This is a genomic window from Curtobacterium sp. MCLR17_031, assembly GCF_003234775.2.
Classification (GTDB): Bacteria; Actinomycetota; Actinomycetes; order Actinomycetales; family Microbacteriaceae; genus Curtobacterium; species Curtobacterium flaccumfaciens.
Window position 1 is genome coordinate 29,867 of sequence record NZ_CP126270.1, and the last position, 14,107, is coordinate 43,973.

At 70.9% G+C, this 14,107-nt stretch carries 12 protein-coding genes; 3 read left to right on the forward strand and 9 right to left on the reverse strand.

The genetic code is table 11. From position 1 onward, the window contains the following. Positions 1-23: 23 nt before the first annotated feature. From DEI96_RS00145 to DEI96_RS00155, 3 genes are read left to right on the forward strand one after another with little or no spacing between them, the layout of a single operon-like run. Positions 24-1,511 carry an NAD-dependent succinate-semialdehyde dehydrogenase gene (locus DEI96_RS00145; protein ID WP_111022560.1) on the forward strand — a complete coding sequence of 496 codons (1,488 nt, stop codon included), beginning with the start codon at positions 24-26 and terminating at the stop codon, positions 1,509-1,511. Further along, positions 1,508-2,878: a flavin monoamine oxidase family protein gene (locus DEI96_RS00150; protein ID WP_111022486.1), complete on the forward strand. Its 1,371-nt coding sequence runs from the start codon at positions 1,508-1,510 to the stop codon at positions 2,876-2,878. Before DEI96_RS00145 ends, DEI96_RS00150 begins: the two co-directional genes overlap by 4 nt. Before the next feature lie 60 nt (positions 2,879-2,938). Next, positions 2,939-3,097, forward strand: coding sequence for a hypothetical protein (locus DEI96_RS00155; protein ID WP_155896911.1), 159 nt, complete (start codon positions 2,939-2,941; stop codon positions 3,095-3,097). A 166-nt stretch (positions 3,098-3,263) separates the two neighbouring features. Here the strand turns inward: DEI96_RS00155 and DEI96_RS00160 are convergent, their stop codons facing one another. The 9 genes from DEI96_RS00160 to DEI96_RS00200 all read right to left on the reverse strand — a co-directional run bounded on the left by DEI96_RS00160 (position 3,264) and on the right by DEI96_RS00200 (position 14,006). Continuing rightward, complete coding sequence (locus tag DEI96_RS00160; RefSeq protein ID WP_111022485.1) at positions 3,264-4,628, reverse strand: NAD-dependent succinate-semialdehyde dehydrogenase; 1,365 nt, start codon at positions 4,626-4,628, stop codon at positions 3,264-3,266. A 22-nt stretch (positions 4,629-4,650) separates the two neighbouring features. Next, a complete protein-coding gene (locus DEI96_RS00165; protein ID WP_111022484.1) occupies positions 4,651-6,063 on the reverse strand; it encodes an APC family permease in 1,413 nt (470 codons plus the stop codon). 133 nt (positions 6,064-6,196) lie between these two features. Continuing rightward, positions 6,197-7,207 (reverse strand): agmatine deiminase family protein, encoded by a 1,011-nt coding sequence (locus tag DEI96_RS00170; protein WP_111022483.1) that lies wholly within the window; start codon positions 7,205-7,207, stop codon positions 6,197-6,199. Next, the gene (locus DEI96_RS00175; protein WP_111022482.1) at positions 7,204-8,238 is read right to left on the reverse strand and encodes a nitrilase-related carbon-nitrogen hydrolase; all 1,035 of its coding nucleotides are present in this window, start codon (positions 8,236-8,238) and stop codon (positions 7,204-7,206) included. Before DEI96_RS00175 ends, DEI96_RS00170 begins: the two co-directional genes overlap by 4 nt. Positions 8,239-8,685: 447 nt before the next feature. After that, positions 8,686-9,339, reverse strand: coding sequence for a DUF1345 domain-containing protein (locus DEI96_RS00180; protein WP_071404403.1), 654 nt, complete (start codon positions 9,337-9,339; stop codon positions 8,686-8,688). Beyond that, a complete protein-coding gene (locus DEI96_RS00185; protein ID WP_111022481.1) occupies positions 9,336-10,703 on the reverse strand; it encodes a flavin monoamine oxidase family protein in 1,368 nt (455 codons plus the stop codon). The genes DEI96_RS00180 and DEI96_RS00185 overlap by 4 nt, the downstream gene beginning before the upstream one ends. Beyond that, positions 10,703-12,067: an NAD(P)/FAD-dependent oxidoreductase gene (locus tag DEI96_RS00190; protein ID WP_111022480.1), complete on the reverse strand. Its 1,365-nt coding sequence runs from the start codon at positions 12,065-12,067 to the stop codon at positions 10,703-10,705. The genes DEI96_RS00185 and DEI96_RS00190 overlap by 1 nt, the downstream gene beginning before the upstream one ends. A gap of 2 nt (positions 12,068-12,069) precedes the next feature. Beyond that, positions 12,070-13,527, reverse strand: coding sequence for an aspartate aminotransferase family protein (locus DEI96_RS00195; protein WP_111022479.1), 1,458 nt, complete (start codon positions 13,525-13,527; stop codon positions 12,070-12,072). After that, entirely contained in the window at positions 13,524-14,006 is a 483-nt protein-coding gene (locus DEI96_RS00200; protein ID WP_035809531.1) for an Lrp/AsnC family transcriptional regulator, read from the reverse strand. Before DEI96_RS00200 ends, DEI96_RS00195 begins: the two co-directional genes overlap by 4 nt. Between the last annotated feature and the right edge of the window lie 101 nt (positions 14,007-14,107).

A 14,107-nucleotide genomic window follows, 5' to 3' on the forward strand; every position in this document is an offset into this window, starting at 1 on the left:
CCGGACCAGCCGCCGAACAGGCGGTGCTCGACCGCGTCCCCACGGGCCTCCTGGTCGACGGTGTCTGGCAGCCGGCGGCCGACGACGCGACCTTCGCCGTCGTCGACCCTGCCACCGGCGAAACACTGCTGCGCATCGCCGACGCCTCGCCCGAGGACGGCCGGAAGGCGCTCGCCGCCGCCGTCGCCGCACGGCACGGCTGGGCGACCACGCCCCCGCGGCAGCGCGCCGAGGTGCTGCGCCGCGCGTTCGACCTGCTGCAGGAGCGACGCGAGGAGTTCGCGCTCCTGATGACGCTGGAGATGGGCAAGCCCCTGGCCGAGGCCCGCGGCGAGGTCGCGTACGGCGGCGAGTTCCTCCGCTGGTTCTCCGAGGAAGCGGTCCGGATCAGCGGTTCGTACGGCACCAACCCCGAGGGGACCGGCCGTGCCACCGTCGCGCACAAGCCCGTCGGACCCGCGTTCCTGATCACGCCGTGGAACTTCCCGTTGGCGATGGCGACCCGGAAGATCGCTCCGGCGCTCGCCGCAGGCTGCACCGTCGTCGTGAAGCCGGCCGAACTGACGCCGCTGACCACCCTGCTGTTCGCCGACCTGCTCGTCGAGGCCGGTGTGCCCGCCGGCGTCGTCAACGTCGTCCCGACCACCCGGGCCGCCGACGTCTCCGCGCCCGTGATCGCCGACCGCCGCCTGCGCAAGCTGTCCTTCACGGGTTCCACGCCGGTCGGACGCATGCTGCTCGGCCAGGCGGCGCAGAACGTGCTGCGGACGAGCATGGAGCTCGGGGGCAACGCCCCGTTCCTGGTGTTCGCCGACGCCGACCTCGACCTCGCGGTGGAGGGCGCACTCGCCGCGAAGTTCCGGAACACGGGCCAGGCCTGCACCGCCGCGAACCGGTTCCTGGTGCACGAGGACGTCGCCGACGAGTTCACCCGCCGGGTCACCGAACGGGTCGCCGCGATGCGAGTCGGCCGGGGGACCGAGGACGGCGTCGCGATCGGGCCGCTCATCGACGCCCGCGCCGTGGACAAGGCCCACCGCCTGGTCACCGATGCGGTCGAGCGCGGGGCGACCCTCCGGACCGGCGGGCACCCGTTCGACGGGCCCGGCACCTTCTACGCGCCGACCGTCCTGACCGACGTGCAGCCGGGCAGCGCGATCCTCGACGACGAGATCTTCGGGCCGGTGCTCGCGATCCGCACGTTCCGCACGGAGGACGAGGCCGTGGCCGCCGCGAACGACACCGAGTACGGTCTGGTCGGCTACGCGTTCACCGAGGACCCGGCACGCGGGCAGCGCCTGATGGAGCGGCTCGAGACCGGCATGCTGGGGCTGAACACCGGGGTCGTGTCGAACGCCTCGGCACCGTTCGGCGGCGTGAAGCAGTCCGGCCTCGGTCGCGAGGGCGGCGGCGAGGGCATCGCCGAGTACCTCGAGACCATGTACACGCTGACCCCGGACCCGTTCCGGCACACCGACAGCACCACGACCGCACAAGGAGCAGCTCGATGATCGAGAAGGACGTCGTCGTCATCGGAGCCGGTGTCGCCGGTCTCACCGCCGCGAACCGCCTGCGGGCCGCCGGCCTGCGGGTCGCCGTGCTCGAGGCCCGCGACCGCGTGGGGGGCCGCACCTGGACGAACGACATCGACGGGGTGACCCTGGAGATCGGCGGGCAGTGGGTCTCGCCCGATCAGACCGCACTGCTCGAGACCCTCGACGAGCTCGGGCTGCAGACGTACGACCGGTACCGCGAGGGCTCCAGCGTCTACATCGACGCCGACGGCACCCGGACCGAGTACACCGGCGACATCTTCCCCCTGCCCGAGGCCACGGCGAACGAGATCGAACGCCTCGTCGCCGTCGTCGACGAGTACGTCGCGCAGGTCGACCCGGCGCGCCCCTGGGAGACCCCGGACGCGGCCGCCCTCGACGAGGTCTCGTTCCGCGCCTGGCTGCACGACCTCAGCCCGGACCGGGTCGCGACCGACAACGTCGAGCTGTTCATCGCCGGCGCGATGCTCACGAAGCCCGCGCACGCGTTCTCGGCACTGCAGGCGCTGCTGATGGCGGCGTCCGCCGGGAGCTTCACCAACCTGGTCGACGCCGACTTCATCCTCGACAAGCGGGTCGTCGGCGGCATGCAGCAGGTGTCCGAGCGGCTCGCCGAGCGCCTCGGCGACGACGTGCACCTGAACGCCCCGGTCCGGACGCTGCGCTGGGGCGACGACGGGGTCGTCGCGCTCGCCGACGGCGGGATCGAGGTGCACGCCCGACAGGCCCTCGTCGCGGTGCCGCCGCCCCTGTACTCGCGGATCTCGTACGAGCCGCCGCTGCCCCGACGCCAGCACCAGCTGCACCAGCACCTGTCGATGGGCTTCGTGATCAAGGTGCACGCCGTCTACGACCGTCCCTTCTGGCGTGCGGCGGGCCTGTCCGGCACCGCGTTCAGCCCGTACGAGGTCGTGCACGAGGCGTACGACAACACCTCGCACGGTTCCGAGCAGGGGACCCTGGTCGGGTTCGTCTCCGACCAGCACGCCGACGACCTGTTCGCGCTGTCGACCGAGGAACGGCGGGCCCGTGTGCTCGCCTCGCTGGCGCACTACTACGGTGACGAGGCCCTGTCGCCGGTCGTCTACTACGAGAGCGACTGGGGCACCGAGGAGTGGACGCGCGGCGCCTACGCCGCGAGCTTCGACCTGGGCGGGCTCGTCCGCTACGGCGCCGACCAGCGTGCCGCGGTCGGTCCGATCCGGTTCGCGTCGAGCGACCTGGCCGGGCAGGGCTATCAGCACGTCGACGGTGCCGTGCGCATCGGGCGGGAGGTCGCCGAGGAGATCCTGGCGGTCGTTCCGCAGGCCACTGCTGCGCGGTAACCACCTCGACCAGTCACTGCTGTGTGCTGTGCTCAGGCGCTCGCGCGTACCGTCCGGGCCATGAGTGACGCAGCGAACGGGTCCAGCGACCCCACCAAGGATCAGGAGCAGTACACCGAGGACCTGCCGGACGGGTCGCCCACGGGCGACGCGACGGAGGACCCGCAGCAGGACAGCGACACGGACTCCGGCGGCGAGCCCGCCGACCCGCAGCAGTAGCGGCGACCGACGGACGGACGGGAGGCGCGGTGCCAGCTGGCACCGCGCCTCCCGTCCGTCGTGGGCCGGCTGCAACACACCGGCGTCTTGATCGGACGCCGTCCCGTCAGCGAGACGCCGCCATGTTCGGCGGCGTCTTGCGCAGACACCGGCGTCTCCGCGTCGGTCAGCCGATGCGGATCAGCTTCTTGTTCACGAACTCGTCGGCCCCCAGGGGGCCGAGCTCGCGGCCGAAGCCGCTGCCCTTGACGCCACCGAACGGCAGCTCCGGGCTGTCCGCGCCGACGATGTTCACGTAGACCATGCCGGCCTCGATCCGATCGGCGACCCGGAGTGCCTGGTCGGCGTCGGTGGTGAACAGGTACGAGCCGAGGCCGTACGGGGTGTCGTTCGCCAGGGCGATCGCGGCGTCCTCGTCGGCGACGCGGTACACGGCGGCGACGGGGCCGAAGAACTCCTCGCGGTAGGCGTCGTTGTCCGGCGTGACGTCGGTCAGGATCGTCGGCAGGAAGGCGTTGCCCTGGCGGTCGCCGCCCGTGACGACGGTCGCACCCTGCTCGACGGCGCCAGCGAGCTGTTCCTGGAGCCGGTCGGCCGCGGCCGGGGACGACAACGGACCGAGTTCGGCACCGGGCACGCTCGGGTCCGTCGGTTCGACCGCCGACATCGCCGCGGTGAACTTCGCCAGGAAGTCGTCGTACAGGCCGTCGACCACCAGGAAGCGCTTCGGGGCGTTGCAGACCTGGCCGTTGCCCTCGAGCCGGGTGGTGACGGCGGACTCGACGACGGCGTCCAGGTCGTTGGTGGACAGCACGATGAAGGGGTCGGAGCCGCCGAGTTCGAGCACCACCTTCGTCAGGTTCCGGCCGGCGATCTCGGCGACCGCGGCACCGGCGCGCGCCGAACCCGTGAGTGAGACGCCCTGCACGCGGGGGTCGGCGATGACGTCGGCGACCTGGTCGTTCGTCGCGAACACGTTCGTGTAGGCCCCGGCCGGGAATCCGGCGTCGTGGAAGATCCGCTCGATGGCCAGGGCGGACTCCGGGCACTGCGGTGCGTGCTTGAGCAGGACGGTGTTGCCGATGACCAGGTTCGGTCCGGCGAACCGGGCGATCTGGTAGGCGGGGAAGTTCCACGGCATGATGCCGAGCACGACGCCGATGGAGGCCTTGCGGATGAACGCGGACCCCTCGGACCCGTCCGCCAGGGTGATCGGCTGGTCCGCCAGGAACGCCTCGGCGTGGTCCGCGTAGTAGTCGTAGATGTCGGCGCAGAAGTCGACCTCGCCCTCGGCCTGGTCGATCGGCTTCGCCATCTCGCGCACGATCGTGGCGGCGAGTTCGGCGTGCCGCTCCCGGTACAGGTCCGCGACCCGGTGGAGCAGGGCCGCACGGTCGGCGACCGTCGTCGCCCGAGACCACTCGGTGTGGGTGTGGTCGGCGGCTGCGACGGCGTCGTGCAGCTCGGCGTCGGTGATGGTCGGGTAGGTCTCGAGGGTCGTGCCCGTGGTGGGGTCGGTGACGGCGTACATGGCGTCCTCTCGTGGTGGCCGGTCAGGCCTGGTCGGTCAGCTGCTTGTTCACACCGGTGACGGGCTGGTTCTCGTCGAAGCCCTTCGGTGCGACCCGGAAGCCCTTCGTGATGACGAGCAGGTAGACGAACCCGATCGCCGCCCACACTCCTCCTGCGATCAGGGCGTCGGCATGGAGCTGTGACCAGAGCACCCCGGTCAGGAGCATCGCGACCCCCGGCAGCACGATGTAGCGCCAGCGGTCGCCCGCCGTGTGCCGACGCCCGTTCCGGATCGCGAAGTGCACGATCACGGTGGCGTTGACGAAGGTGAACGCGATGAGCGCGCCGAAGTTGATGTAGGCCGCGATCGTGTCGAGCGAGAAGCTCATCGCCAGCAGGGTGACCGCGCCGACGAAGACGACGTTGAACACCGGGGTGTGCGTGCGGGGGTGCACGTAGCCGAAGACCCGCTTCGGCAGCACGTTGTTCCGGCCCATCACCATGAGCATGCGGGCGACGCTGGCGTGCGACGCGAGACCCGAGGCGAGTGCGGCGACGAACCCGGCCGACACGAGGACCGCCTGGAACACCGGACCGCCGACGAGCAGGCCGATCTGGGGGAGCGGGTCGTCGGTGAACTCGCCGAACGGTGCGTTGGTGGGGAAGCGGAGCTGGGCGAAGTAGGCGGAGACCAGGAAGATCGCGCCGCCGAGCAGGACGGTCAGCATGATCGCCTTCGGCATGATGCGGATCGACTTCGCCTCTTCCGTGTACATCGTCACGGCGTCGAAGCCGATGAACGAGAAGCACACCACCGTCGCCCCGGTGAGCAGGGCCGACATCGTCACGCCGTCGTGCACGAAGGGTTCGGCGCTGACGATCGTGCCCGCACCGGCACCGTGGGTGAGCTCGATCACGGTGAAGACCACGAACGCGATCATCGCCAGGACCGCACCGATGAGCAGCACCATGTTGAGGTTCGACGTGCCACGCATCGACAGGCAGATCACCGTCGTCACGAAGACCGAGTAGACGACGACGGTCACCCACGGCGGCAGCCCCGGGAACACCTGCTCCAGGTAGAGCCGGATGATCAGTGCGTTCACCATCGGCAGCAGCAGGTAGTCGAGCAGTGACGCCCAGCCCACCATGAAGCCGAGGTTCGGGTGCATCGACTCCCGGACGTACGTGTACGCCGAACCGGCGGCGGGGTAGACGCGCACCATCTTCCCGTAGCTGATCGCGGTGAGCGCCATGATGACCAGGGCGATGAGGTACGCGCTCGGCACCGCGCCGTCGGTCTGCCCGGAGACGATGCCGAAGGTGTCGAACACGACCGTCGGGGTCATGTAGCCGAGGCCGAGTCCGACGATCGCCCAGAGCCCGAGGCTCCGCTTCAGCGACCCGCCGCGCACCGGTGCTGCCGGCGCGGTGACCGCGATCGGTGATGCCATGTGACTTCCCTGCTCTTCGGGGCCGGGCAGCGTCGCCCGGATCAGTTCGGAGCACCATACCGACGGGTCGGCAGTGGGCGGACCGGCCGCGGTGTACAGGTCATCGGGGCCCGCTGTACACCGCGGCAGTGGTTCAGGCCACCGGTTGCTGCTGCGTGATGCAGTGCAGCCCGCCGCCGCGCACGAACACCTGTCGCGCGTCGATCGAGCGGACCCGTCGGCCCGGGTACGCCTCGGCGAGGATGCCCCTGGCACGGTCGTCAGCGACCGGGTCGCCGAACGCGCAGGCGATCACGGCGCCGTTCACCACGACGTGGTTCACGTAGTTCCAGTCCACCGGTCCACCGTCGTCCGACAGCGTCGAGGGGGCCGGCAACTCGATGATCGTCGCGTCGGTCGCCTGCTCGAGCGCTCGCCGGATCTGGGGCATCACCAGGTGGTCCGGGTGGCCGGCATCCGGCTGGGCGTGCAGCAGGACCGTGCCCGGATCGACGAAGGTGGCCACCATGTCGACGTGGCCCCGGGTGCCGAAGCCGTCGTAGTCGCGCGTCAGACCACGGGGCAGCCAGACCACCCGCGTGGCGCCGATCGTGCGCGCCAGCTCCAGCTCGACGCGTTCCCGGTCGGCGTACGGGTTCCGGCGCGGGTCGAGCTGCACCGTCTCCGTCACGAGCACGGTGCCGGCACCGTCGACGTGGATCGCCCCGCCTTCGTTGACGAGCAACGACGGGATCCGCGTGGCTCCCGCAGCACCGGCGACCGTGGCGGCGACCGCGGCGTCACGGGTCCACGTCGACCAGGAGTTCGCGCCCCAGCCGTTGAAGACCCAGTCGACGGCGCCGAGCGCACCGGTCACGTCGTCGACGACGAACGTCGGCCCGGTGTCGCGCATCCAGAAGTCGTCGAGGGGCGCCTCGAGCACGTCCACGCCGGACGACAGCAGGCGACCGGCATCCGCCCGTGCGACCGGGTCCACGACGACGGTCACCGGCTGGTGCTCGCTGATCGTGTTGGCCGTGGTCGCCCACGCCAGACGCGCGGCGTCGGCGCTCGCCGCGTCGTCGCCGAGCGTCAGGCCGGGGCGCGGGAACGCCATCCAGGTGCGTTCCTGCGGAGCCGTCTCGGGAGGCATCACCCACGTCATGCGCTCGCCTCGCGCCCGGTGGTGGCCGGTTCCACGGCCAGGGCTGCGGCGATCGCGTCGCGTGCGCCGTAGGCGTGGCGTTCCTCGTCGACGGGTTCGACGAGTCCGGCGTACAGGTCGGGGCGCCGGGTCACGTAGAAGGGGAACAGCCGGAGCCACTCCGTCCGGGCGTCGAGGTCGAGGTCGGCGACGAGCACCACGCTCGCGTCACGGGGAGCCTCGACGAGCACGCGGCCGAACGGGTCTGAGATGAACGACGAGCCGTAGAACGTGATGTCGCCCTCGTCGCCCCACCGGTTCGGCACCACCATGAACTGTCCGGCGGTGATGCCGTTCGCCACGATCACCCGCTGCCAGATCGGCGCGGTGTCGAAGTCGGGGAAGGTCGGTTCGGAGCCGATGGCCGTCGGGTACACGAGCACCTCGGACCCGGCGAGGCCGTAGGACCGGGCCACCTCGGGGAACCACTCGTCCCAGCACGTCGGCAGTCCGAGGCGCGCGTCGAGTCCAGCGGGCTCGTACACCGGGAAGGCGTCGTCGTCGGTCCCCGGGCGGAAGTACGTGTCCTCGTGGTAGCCGGCGCTGATCGGGATGTGGGTCTTCCGGGTCTGGCCGACCAGGGAGCCGTCGGGGGCGACGAGGACGGCGGTGTTGTAGCCGCGGGGGTCGTCGGGTTGGTCGTCGACGTCCGGCCGCTCGTACAGCGACGCGTGCACGAACACCCCGTGCTCGATCGCCTGGGCACGCGCGAAGGTGACGGTCGGACCGTTCTGCAGCGACTCGGCGAGGTCCTTCGGGGTCCCGCTCGCCGGGGTGTCACCCGGGTAGCGGCGCAGCGTGAGTTCGGGCAGGAACACCGCGGTGGCTCCGTTCGCTGCGGCGGTTGCGATGCCGTCGGCGAGCTGGGCCAGGTGCTCGTCCGGGTCGGGGAGCCACCGCATCTGCACCAGGGCGACGCGGAGCGATCGGCGGGGTGCGCCGGTGTCGGCGTGCAGCGGCGACGGGAGCGAGGGTGCGGTGACGACGTCCATGCGCCATTGTTGATCACTTGGTCAATTGAAGCAAGACCCCGGCGCGGCTGTCGGATATCAGTATGCTGGTTCCGGGTTCCTGTCGTCGCCGGGACGTGGGCCCGGGCAGAGAAGAAGCCCACCACTGCAGCAACAGTGGTGGGCTTCGATTTGTCCTCCGAGTGGAGAACGAGGGACGAACTGGGTCCCGAGCCTGAAACTCGGAGCCAGTGTAACGCGCTCGTCGAGCGAGTTGCATCCCTCGGCCTTCACTTCTCGTGTCCGCCGGCGCTGACACGAAGGTGGTCCGATGTCGAACGACACCGAACCGCGTCGCGGCCGTCCGGTGCCGTGGCTGGGGATCGCGAGCTTGCTCGTGACCGTGGCCCGGTTCCTGGTCGAGCTGTGGCGCAAAGGCTGAGCCCCAGGGCACCCCGCGCATCTCGCGCGGGGTGCCCGTCGGGTGGGTCAGCTGATGATGTTGACCGCGCGCGAGATGACCAGCGCCAGCAGGATGAACCCGCTGAGCGCCTGGTAGGCCATGATCATCTTCGCCCGGACGGTCATCGGCATCGTGTCCGTCGGGCTGAACGCCATCATGTTCGTCATCGCCACGTAGAGGTAGTCGAGGTAGACCGGCCGCCAGTCCGCGGTCTTCGGGTCGGTCTCCTGCGGGAACTGGAAGTCCGCCTCGGCCGTCGACCACAGTTCGGGGCGCCGCCGTGCCACCGGACCCCCGCGGTCGAGCTCCCAGTAGACGAGCCCAAACACGATGATCGTGCTCACCCAGACCTGCAGCGCGGTGAGCAGCACGGCCGCACCGTCCGCGTGCCCGCCGAGCAGCTCGGTGATGGTCCGGATGACGGTGAGCTGACTGGCGACGGTGAGCAGGGCCGCCAGTGCGAACGACAGCCACCGGGACCAGGTGGTCTCGCGCGTCAGACGCCGCGGGTTGAAGACGATGAGTGGCGTGAGCAGCAGGACGCCCAGGACGGGCACCACCCACGACGGGAAGAACAGCACCTCGTCCGGCAGGAACAGGCTCAGCGCCAGGTTCACCAGGACCGCGACGGCGACCGGTGCCCGGTGTTCGTGTCGCGGTCGGGTCCTCGTCGGTGTCACGGAGCGAGTGTCGCACGCGCCGACACCGTGGGCAGCGGGTCGGCGAGCGAGAGCGGCTCGACCTCGGTGCCGAGCAACCGCCCGGCCGCCCGCAGCCCGGACAGCAGCGCACCGTGCACCGTCGCCGGGTCGTCGCTCCACGTGGCTTCGCCGGCGAGCTGCACCCGGCCGGACGGGGTGCCGAGCAGGTCGTGGTCGTCGGGTGACGCCCCGACGTGCAGGTACGAGTACGAGCCCCGTGAGAACGGGTCCTCGGCCCACCGGGTGATCCGGAACGCCTCGGGCTGGGGGACGGACGGGCCGAACATCTTCCGCAGCGCCGCCACCCCCTCGTCGACGACCATGGCGTCCGGCAGGGTCTCGAGCCGACGGGCTCCGGCGCCACCGACCAGGGCGGCGAGCACCGGCGCACCGGTCACCCGGGACATGTCGTACCAGGAGTGCCAGTCGACACCGGCGGACCCCTGCTGCCGGACCACCCACGAGTCGCCCCAGAACCGTGTGGGGAACCGCAGGAACACCTTGTCGTAGGTGCCCATCCCGAGCCGGTCGAGCGCTCCGGTCACCGGCGCGGACAGGGGCGGGTCGAAGACCACGTCGCCGGCCTGCAGCACCCCGAGCGGCACGGTGACGACGACCTGCGGTGCGACGACGGTGGTGCCGTCGGCGAGCCCCACGGTCACGGAGTCGCCGGCCTGGGTCACCGCCCGCACGACCGACGACAGCCGGACGTCGAGACCCTCGGCCAGCGCACGGGCGTACTGGGCGTAGCCGCCGGGGAACACCACCTCGTCACCGGGGACGTGCTCCTCGTCGAGGCCGTGCGCGTCGAGGACGGTGACGGGTGCGCCGCAGAGGTCCTCGGACCGGTGGGCCGTGTACTCGCGGACGCGCGCTGCTCGGTCGCCCTGCCACCGCAGCGAGCGGAGCACGGTGTCGACGGCGGCCGCGTAGGTCGAGGGCGGGGGAGCGTGCGCGACGACTGCGTCGAGCGCCGCGTCGACGGTGTGCAGGTCCGCGACGAACGCCGACGTGTCCTCGGCGGAGAGTGCGGCGCCGGACGGGTCGTGCCACGCGATCGGTCGGCCGTCGAACTGGAAGCTGCCGACCGTGAACTCGACGGTGTCGATGCCGAACCGGGGTGCCAGGGCCCAGAGCGGGTTGCCGTCGATCCCGTGGATCCACGAGGCACCGAGGTCGACCGGCACCCCGAGTGACGAATCCGTCCAGGTGCGCCCGCCGATCCGGTCGCGGGCCTCGAGCACGACGACCCGCTGCCCGCCGAGTGCGAGCGCCCGGGCGGCGGCGAGCCCGGCGATCCCCGCACCGACGACCACGACGTCGGCGTCGAGACCGGCAGCCATCAGTGTCCTCCGGTCAGCGGTGCCATCAGCCGGGCCGCCAGACTCGGCCGCCCGGTCAGTGCTTCTTCGCGGTCGGCCAGGTCGGTCGCGACGAGTCCCGCGTTCGCGCCGAGGAACCGCAGCGGCTCGGGCTCCCAGTCGGGCGATCGGTGGTTCACCCACGGCAGTGCGGTCAGTGCCGTCGACTCCCCGCGCACGAGGTCGGCGAGGGTCCGTCCGGCCAGGTTCGTCGTCGACAGACCGTCCCCGACGTACCCGCCGGCGCTCCCGACGTGGCCGTCCCAGGTCACCGAGGCGCACCAATCCCGCGGCACCCCGAGCGGTCCGCCCCACGTGTGGGTGACCGGGGCGTCCGCGACGACGGGGAACAGGTCGACCAGGGCCCTCCGCAGGTGCTCGAACACCCGCGGCACGCGGTCGTACCCGGGCGTGATCGAGGATCCCCAGTGGTAGCGGGCTCCGCGGCCGCCGAACGCCAACCGGTCGTCGGCCGTGCGCTGCCCGTACACGAGCAGGTGCCGGTAGTCGGAGAACGTCTGCCCGTGCTCGAGTCCGATGCGTTCCCACGCGGACGCCGGCAGCGGGGCCGTCGCGATCATGAGCGAGTACAGCGGCAGGATCCGCCGCTTCGTCTGCTCCAGCTGGGCGCCGTACCCCTCGACCGCGATCACCACGGCGCCCGCCGTCACGGTGCCACGCGACGTGACCACACGCCCGCGATCCCAGGACGAGACGGGCGTGTGCTCCGCGATCCGGACGCCACGGGCCTCCAGGGCGGCCGCGAGGCCACGCACCAACGCGGCGGGCTGCACGCGCGCGCAGTCCGGGGTCCACGCGACCCCCGCCGATCCGGCGGCGTCACCCGGTCGAGCGGGTCGCCACGTCATGTCGTCGCCCCATGTCGCGGAGGACGCGACCTCGTCGTGGGCGGCGCGTTCCTGCACGGCGGAGCGTGCGTACAGGACGGTTCCGCCCTTCACGTAGTCGCAGTCGACCTCGGCTTCGGCCGCTGCGCGGCCGACCTCGTCGACGGTGTCGCGCATGGCGGCCCGCAGTGCCAGCGCGGCGTCGCGCCCGTGCTCCTCGGCGACCGCGGAGGCGGACCGCGGGAACAGCGCCGAGCACCAGCCGCCGTTCCGACCGGACGCGCCGAAGCCGGCGATCGCGCGTTCCAGGACGACGATCTGGAGGCCCGGGTCGGCTCGGTGCAGGTACCACGCGGTCCAGAGACCCGTCAGTCCACCGCCCACGATCACGACGTCGGCTGTCGTGTCGCCGTCGAGCGGCGGCCGGGGCGTCAGGTCGTCGCGTCCGGTGGACGCGAGCTGGTCGAGCCAGAACGAGACGCCCCGGTAGCCGCCCACGGTCAGATCTTCGTCCAGGCCTCGGACAGGACGCTCCGCAGGATCGACGTCATCTCGCGGAACTCCGGCTGCCCGATGGTCAGCGGCGGTGCGAGCTGCACGACGGGGTCACCGCGGTCGTCGGCCCGGCAGTACAGCCCCGCGTCGAACAACGCCTTCGACAGGAACCCGCGCAGCAGCCGCTCGGACTCGTCGTCGTCGAAGGTCGTCTTGGTGGCCTTGTCCTTGACGAGCTCGATGCCGTAGAAGTAGCCGTCACCGCGGACGTCCCCGACGATCGGCAGGTCGAGCAGGGTGTCGAGCTCGGCGCGGAAGAGCGGGGCGTTCTGCTGCACGTTGGCGAGCAGCCCCTCTTCCTCGAAGATGTCGAGGTTCTCCATCGCGACTGCGGACGACACGGGGTGCCCGCCGAACGTGTAGCCGTGGTAGAAGGTCGTGTCCCCCTTGGAGAACGGCTCGAACAGCCGGTCGCTGATGATCGTCGCGCCGATCGGGGAGTACCCGGAGGTCATCGCCTTGGCGCACGTGATCATGTCCGGCACGAAGCCGTAGGTGTCGCAGGCGAACATCGTGCCGATCCGGCCGAAGGCGCAGATGACCTCGTCCGAGACGAGCAGCACGTCGTACTCGTCGCAGATCTCGCGCACCCGCTGGAAGTACCCGGGCGGCGGGGTGAAGCAGCCGCCGGAGTTCTGCACTGGCTCGAGGAACACCGCGGCGACGGTGTCGGGGCCCTCGAACTCGATCATCTCGCGGATCCGCTCCGCCGCCCAGAAGCCGAACTGCTCCTCGGTGCCCCCGGGGAAGCCCATCTCCTCGGCGCGGTACGAGTTCGTGTTCGGCACCCGGAAGCCGCCGGGGGTCAGGGGCTCGAACATCTCCTTCATCGCCGGGATGCCGGTGATCGCCAGGGCGCCCTGCGGGGTGCCGTGGTAGGCGACCGCGCGGGAGATCACCTTGTGCTTCATCGGCTTGCCCTGGAGCTTCCAGTAGTACTTCGCGAGCTTGAACGCCGTCTCCACCGCCTCGCCGCCGCCCGTGGAGTAGAAGACCTTGTTGAGGTCACCGGGGGCGTGCTCGGCCAGTCGGTCGGCGAGCTCGATCGCCGCGGGGTGCGCGTACGACCAGATCGGGAAGAAGCTCAGCGTCTCCGCCTGCTTCGCGGCCATCTCGGCCAGGCGCTTCCGCCCGTGCCCCGCGGCGACGACGAACAGGCCGGACAACCCGTCGATGTACTCCTTGCCGTGGCTGTCGTAGACGTGGTGGCCCTCGCCGCGCACCATGATCGGCACGTCGGCACCGGCCTGGTTCGCACCGTGCCGGGCGAAGTGCATCCACAGGTGGTCCCGGGACTTCCGCTGCAGGTCGGCGTCGTCGACCGGTGCGAACGGGTCGTAGGAGTGGAGGCGGGCGGCCGGGCCCGTCGAGGTCCGGCCTGTGGCCTGTTCGGAGATGGTCATCGCGTTCCCCAGTCGTAGAGCTGTTTGCGGAGTTGCAGGTAGACGAAGGTCTCGGTGCCGGCGACGCCCGGGATGGCCCGGATGGTGCCGTTGAGCAGTTCGATCAGGTCGTCGTCGTCCTCGCACACGACCTCGACCATCAGGTCGAAGCTGCCGGCGGTCATCACGAGGTAGTCGACCGCCGGCAGCTGTTCCAGGGCATCGGCGACGGTTCGGGTGTCGCCGCTGACCCGGATGCCGATCATCGCCTGGCGGTGGAAGCCCAGTTGCATCGGGTCGGTGACCGCGACGATCTGCATGACGCCGGTCTCGGTCAGCTTCTGCACACGCTGCCGGACCGCCGCTTCACTGAGACCGACGGCCTTGCCGATCTCGCCGTACGGGCGACGCCCGTCCGCCTGGAGTTGCTCGATGATCCGTTTCGAGGTGTCGTCGATCGGTCCCGGACGTCGTGGTGCTGCCGCCATGCCGGACAGCATGGCAGCGAGGTTCGGGGTGCGCAAGGGATTCCGTTGTGAACTCCGTGTTTCGCGACGATTTCCGTTGTTACAGTTCTCCACAACCTCCGGATCCTTCTTCC

Bases quoted from the DNA above. Each gene is read 5' to 3' on its own strand.
- DEI96_RS00150 (WP_111022486.1), top strand. From the start codon at position 1,508: ATGATCGAGAAGGACGTCGTCGTCATCGGAGCCGGTGTCGCCGGTCTC.
- DEI96_RS00155 (WP_155896911.1), top strand. From the start codon at position 2,939: ATGAGTGACGCAGCGAACGGGTCCAGCGACCCCACCAAGGATCAGGAG.
- DEI96_RS00160 (WP_111022485.1), bottom strand. From the start codon at position 4,628: ATGTACGCCGTCACCGACCCCACCACGGGCACGACCCTCGAGACCTAC.
- DEI96_RS00165 (WP_111022484.1), bottom strand. From the start codon at position 6,063: ATGGCATCACCGATCGCGGTCACCGCGCCGGCAGCACCGGTGCGCGGC.
- DEI96_RS00170 (WP_111022483.1), bottom strand. From the start codon at position 7,207: ATGACGTGGGTGATGCCTCCCGAGACGGCTCCGCAGGAACGCACCTGG.
- DEI96_RS00175 (WP_111022482.1), bottom strand. From the start codon at position 8,238: ATGGACGTCGTCACCGCACCCTCGCTCCCGTCGCCGCTGCACGCCGAC.
- DEI96_RS00185 (WP_111022481.1), bottom strand. From the start codon at position 10,703: ATGGCTGCCGGTCTCGACGCCGACGTCGTGGTCGTCGGTGCGGGGATC.
- DEI96_RS00195 (WP_111022479.1), bottom strand. From the start codon at position 13,527: ATGACCATCTCCGAACAGGCCACAGGCCGGACCTCGACGGGCCCGGCC.
- DEI96_RS00200 (WP_035809531.1), bottom strand. From the start codon at position 14,006: ATGCTGTCCGGCATGGCGGCAGCACCACGACGTCCGGGACCGATCGAC.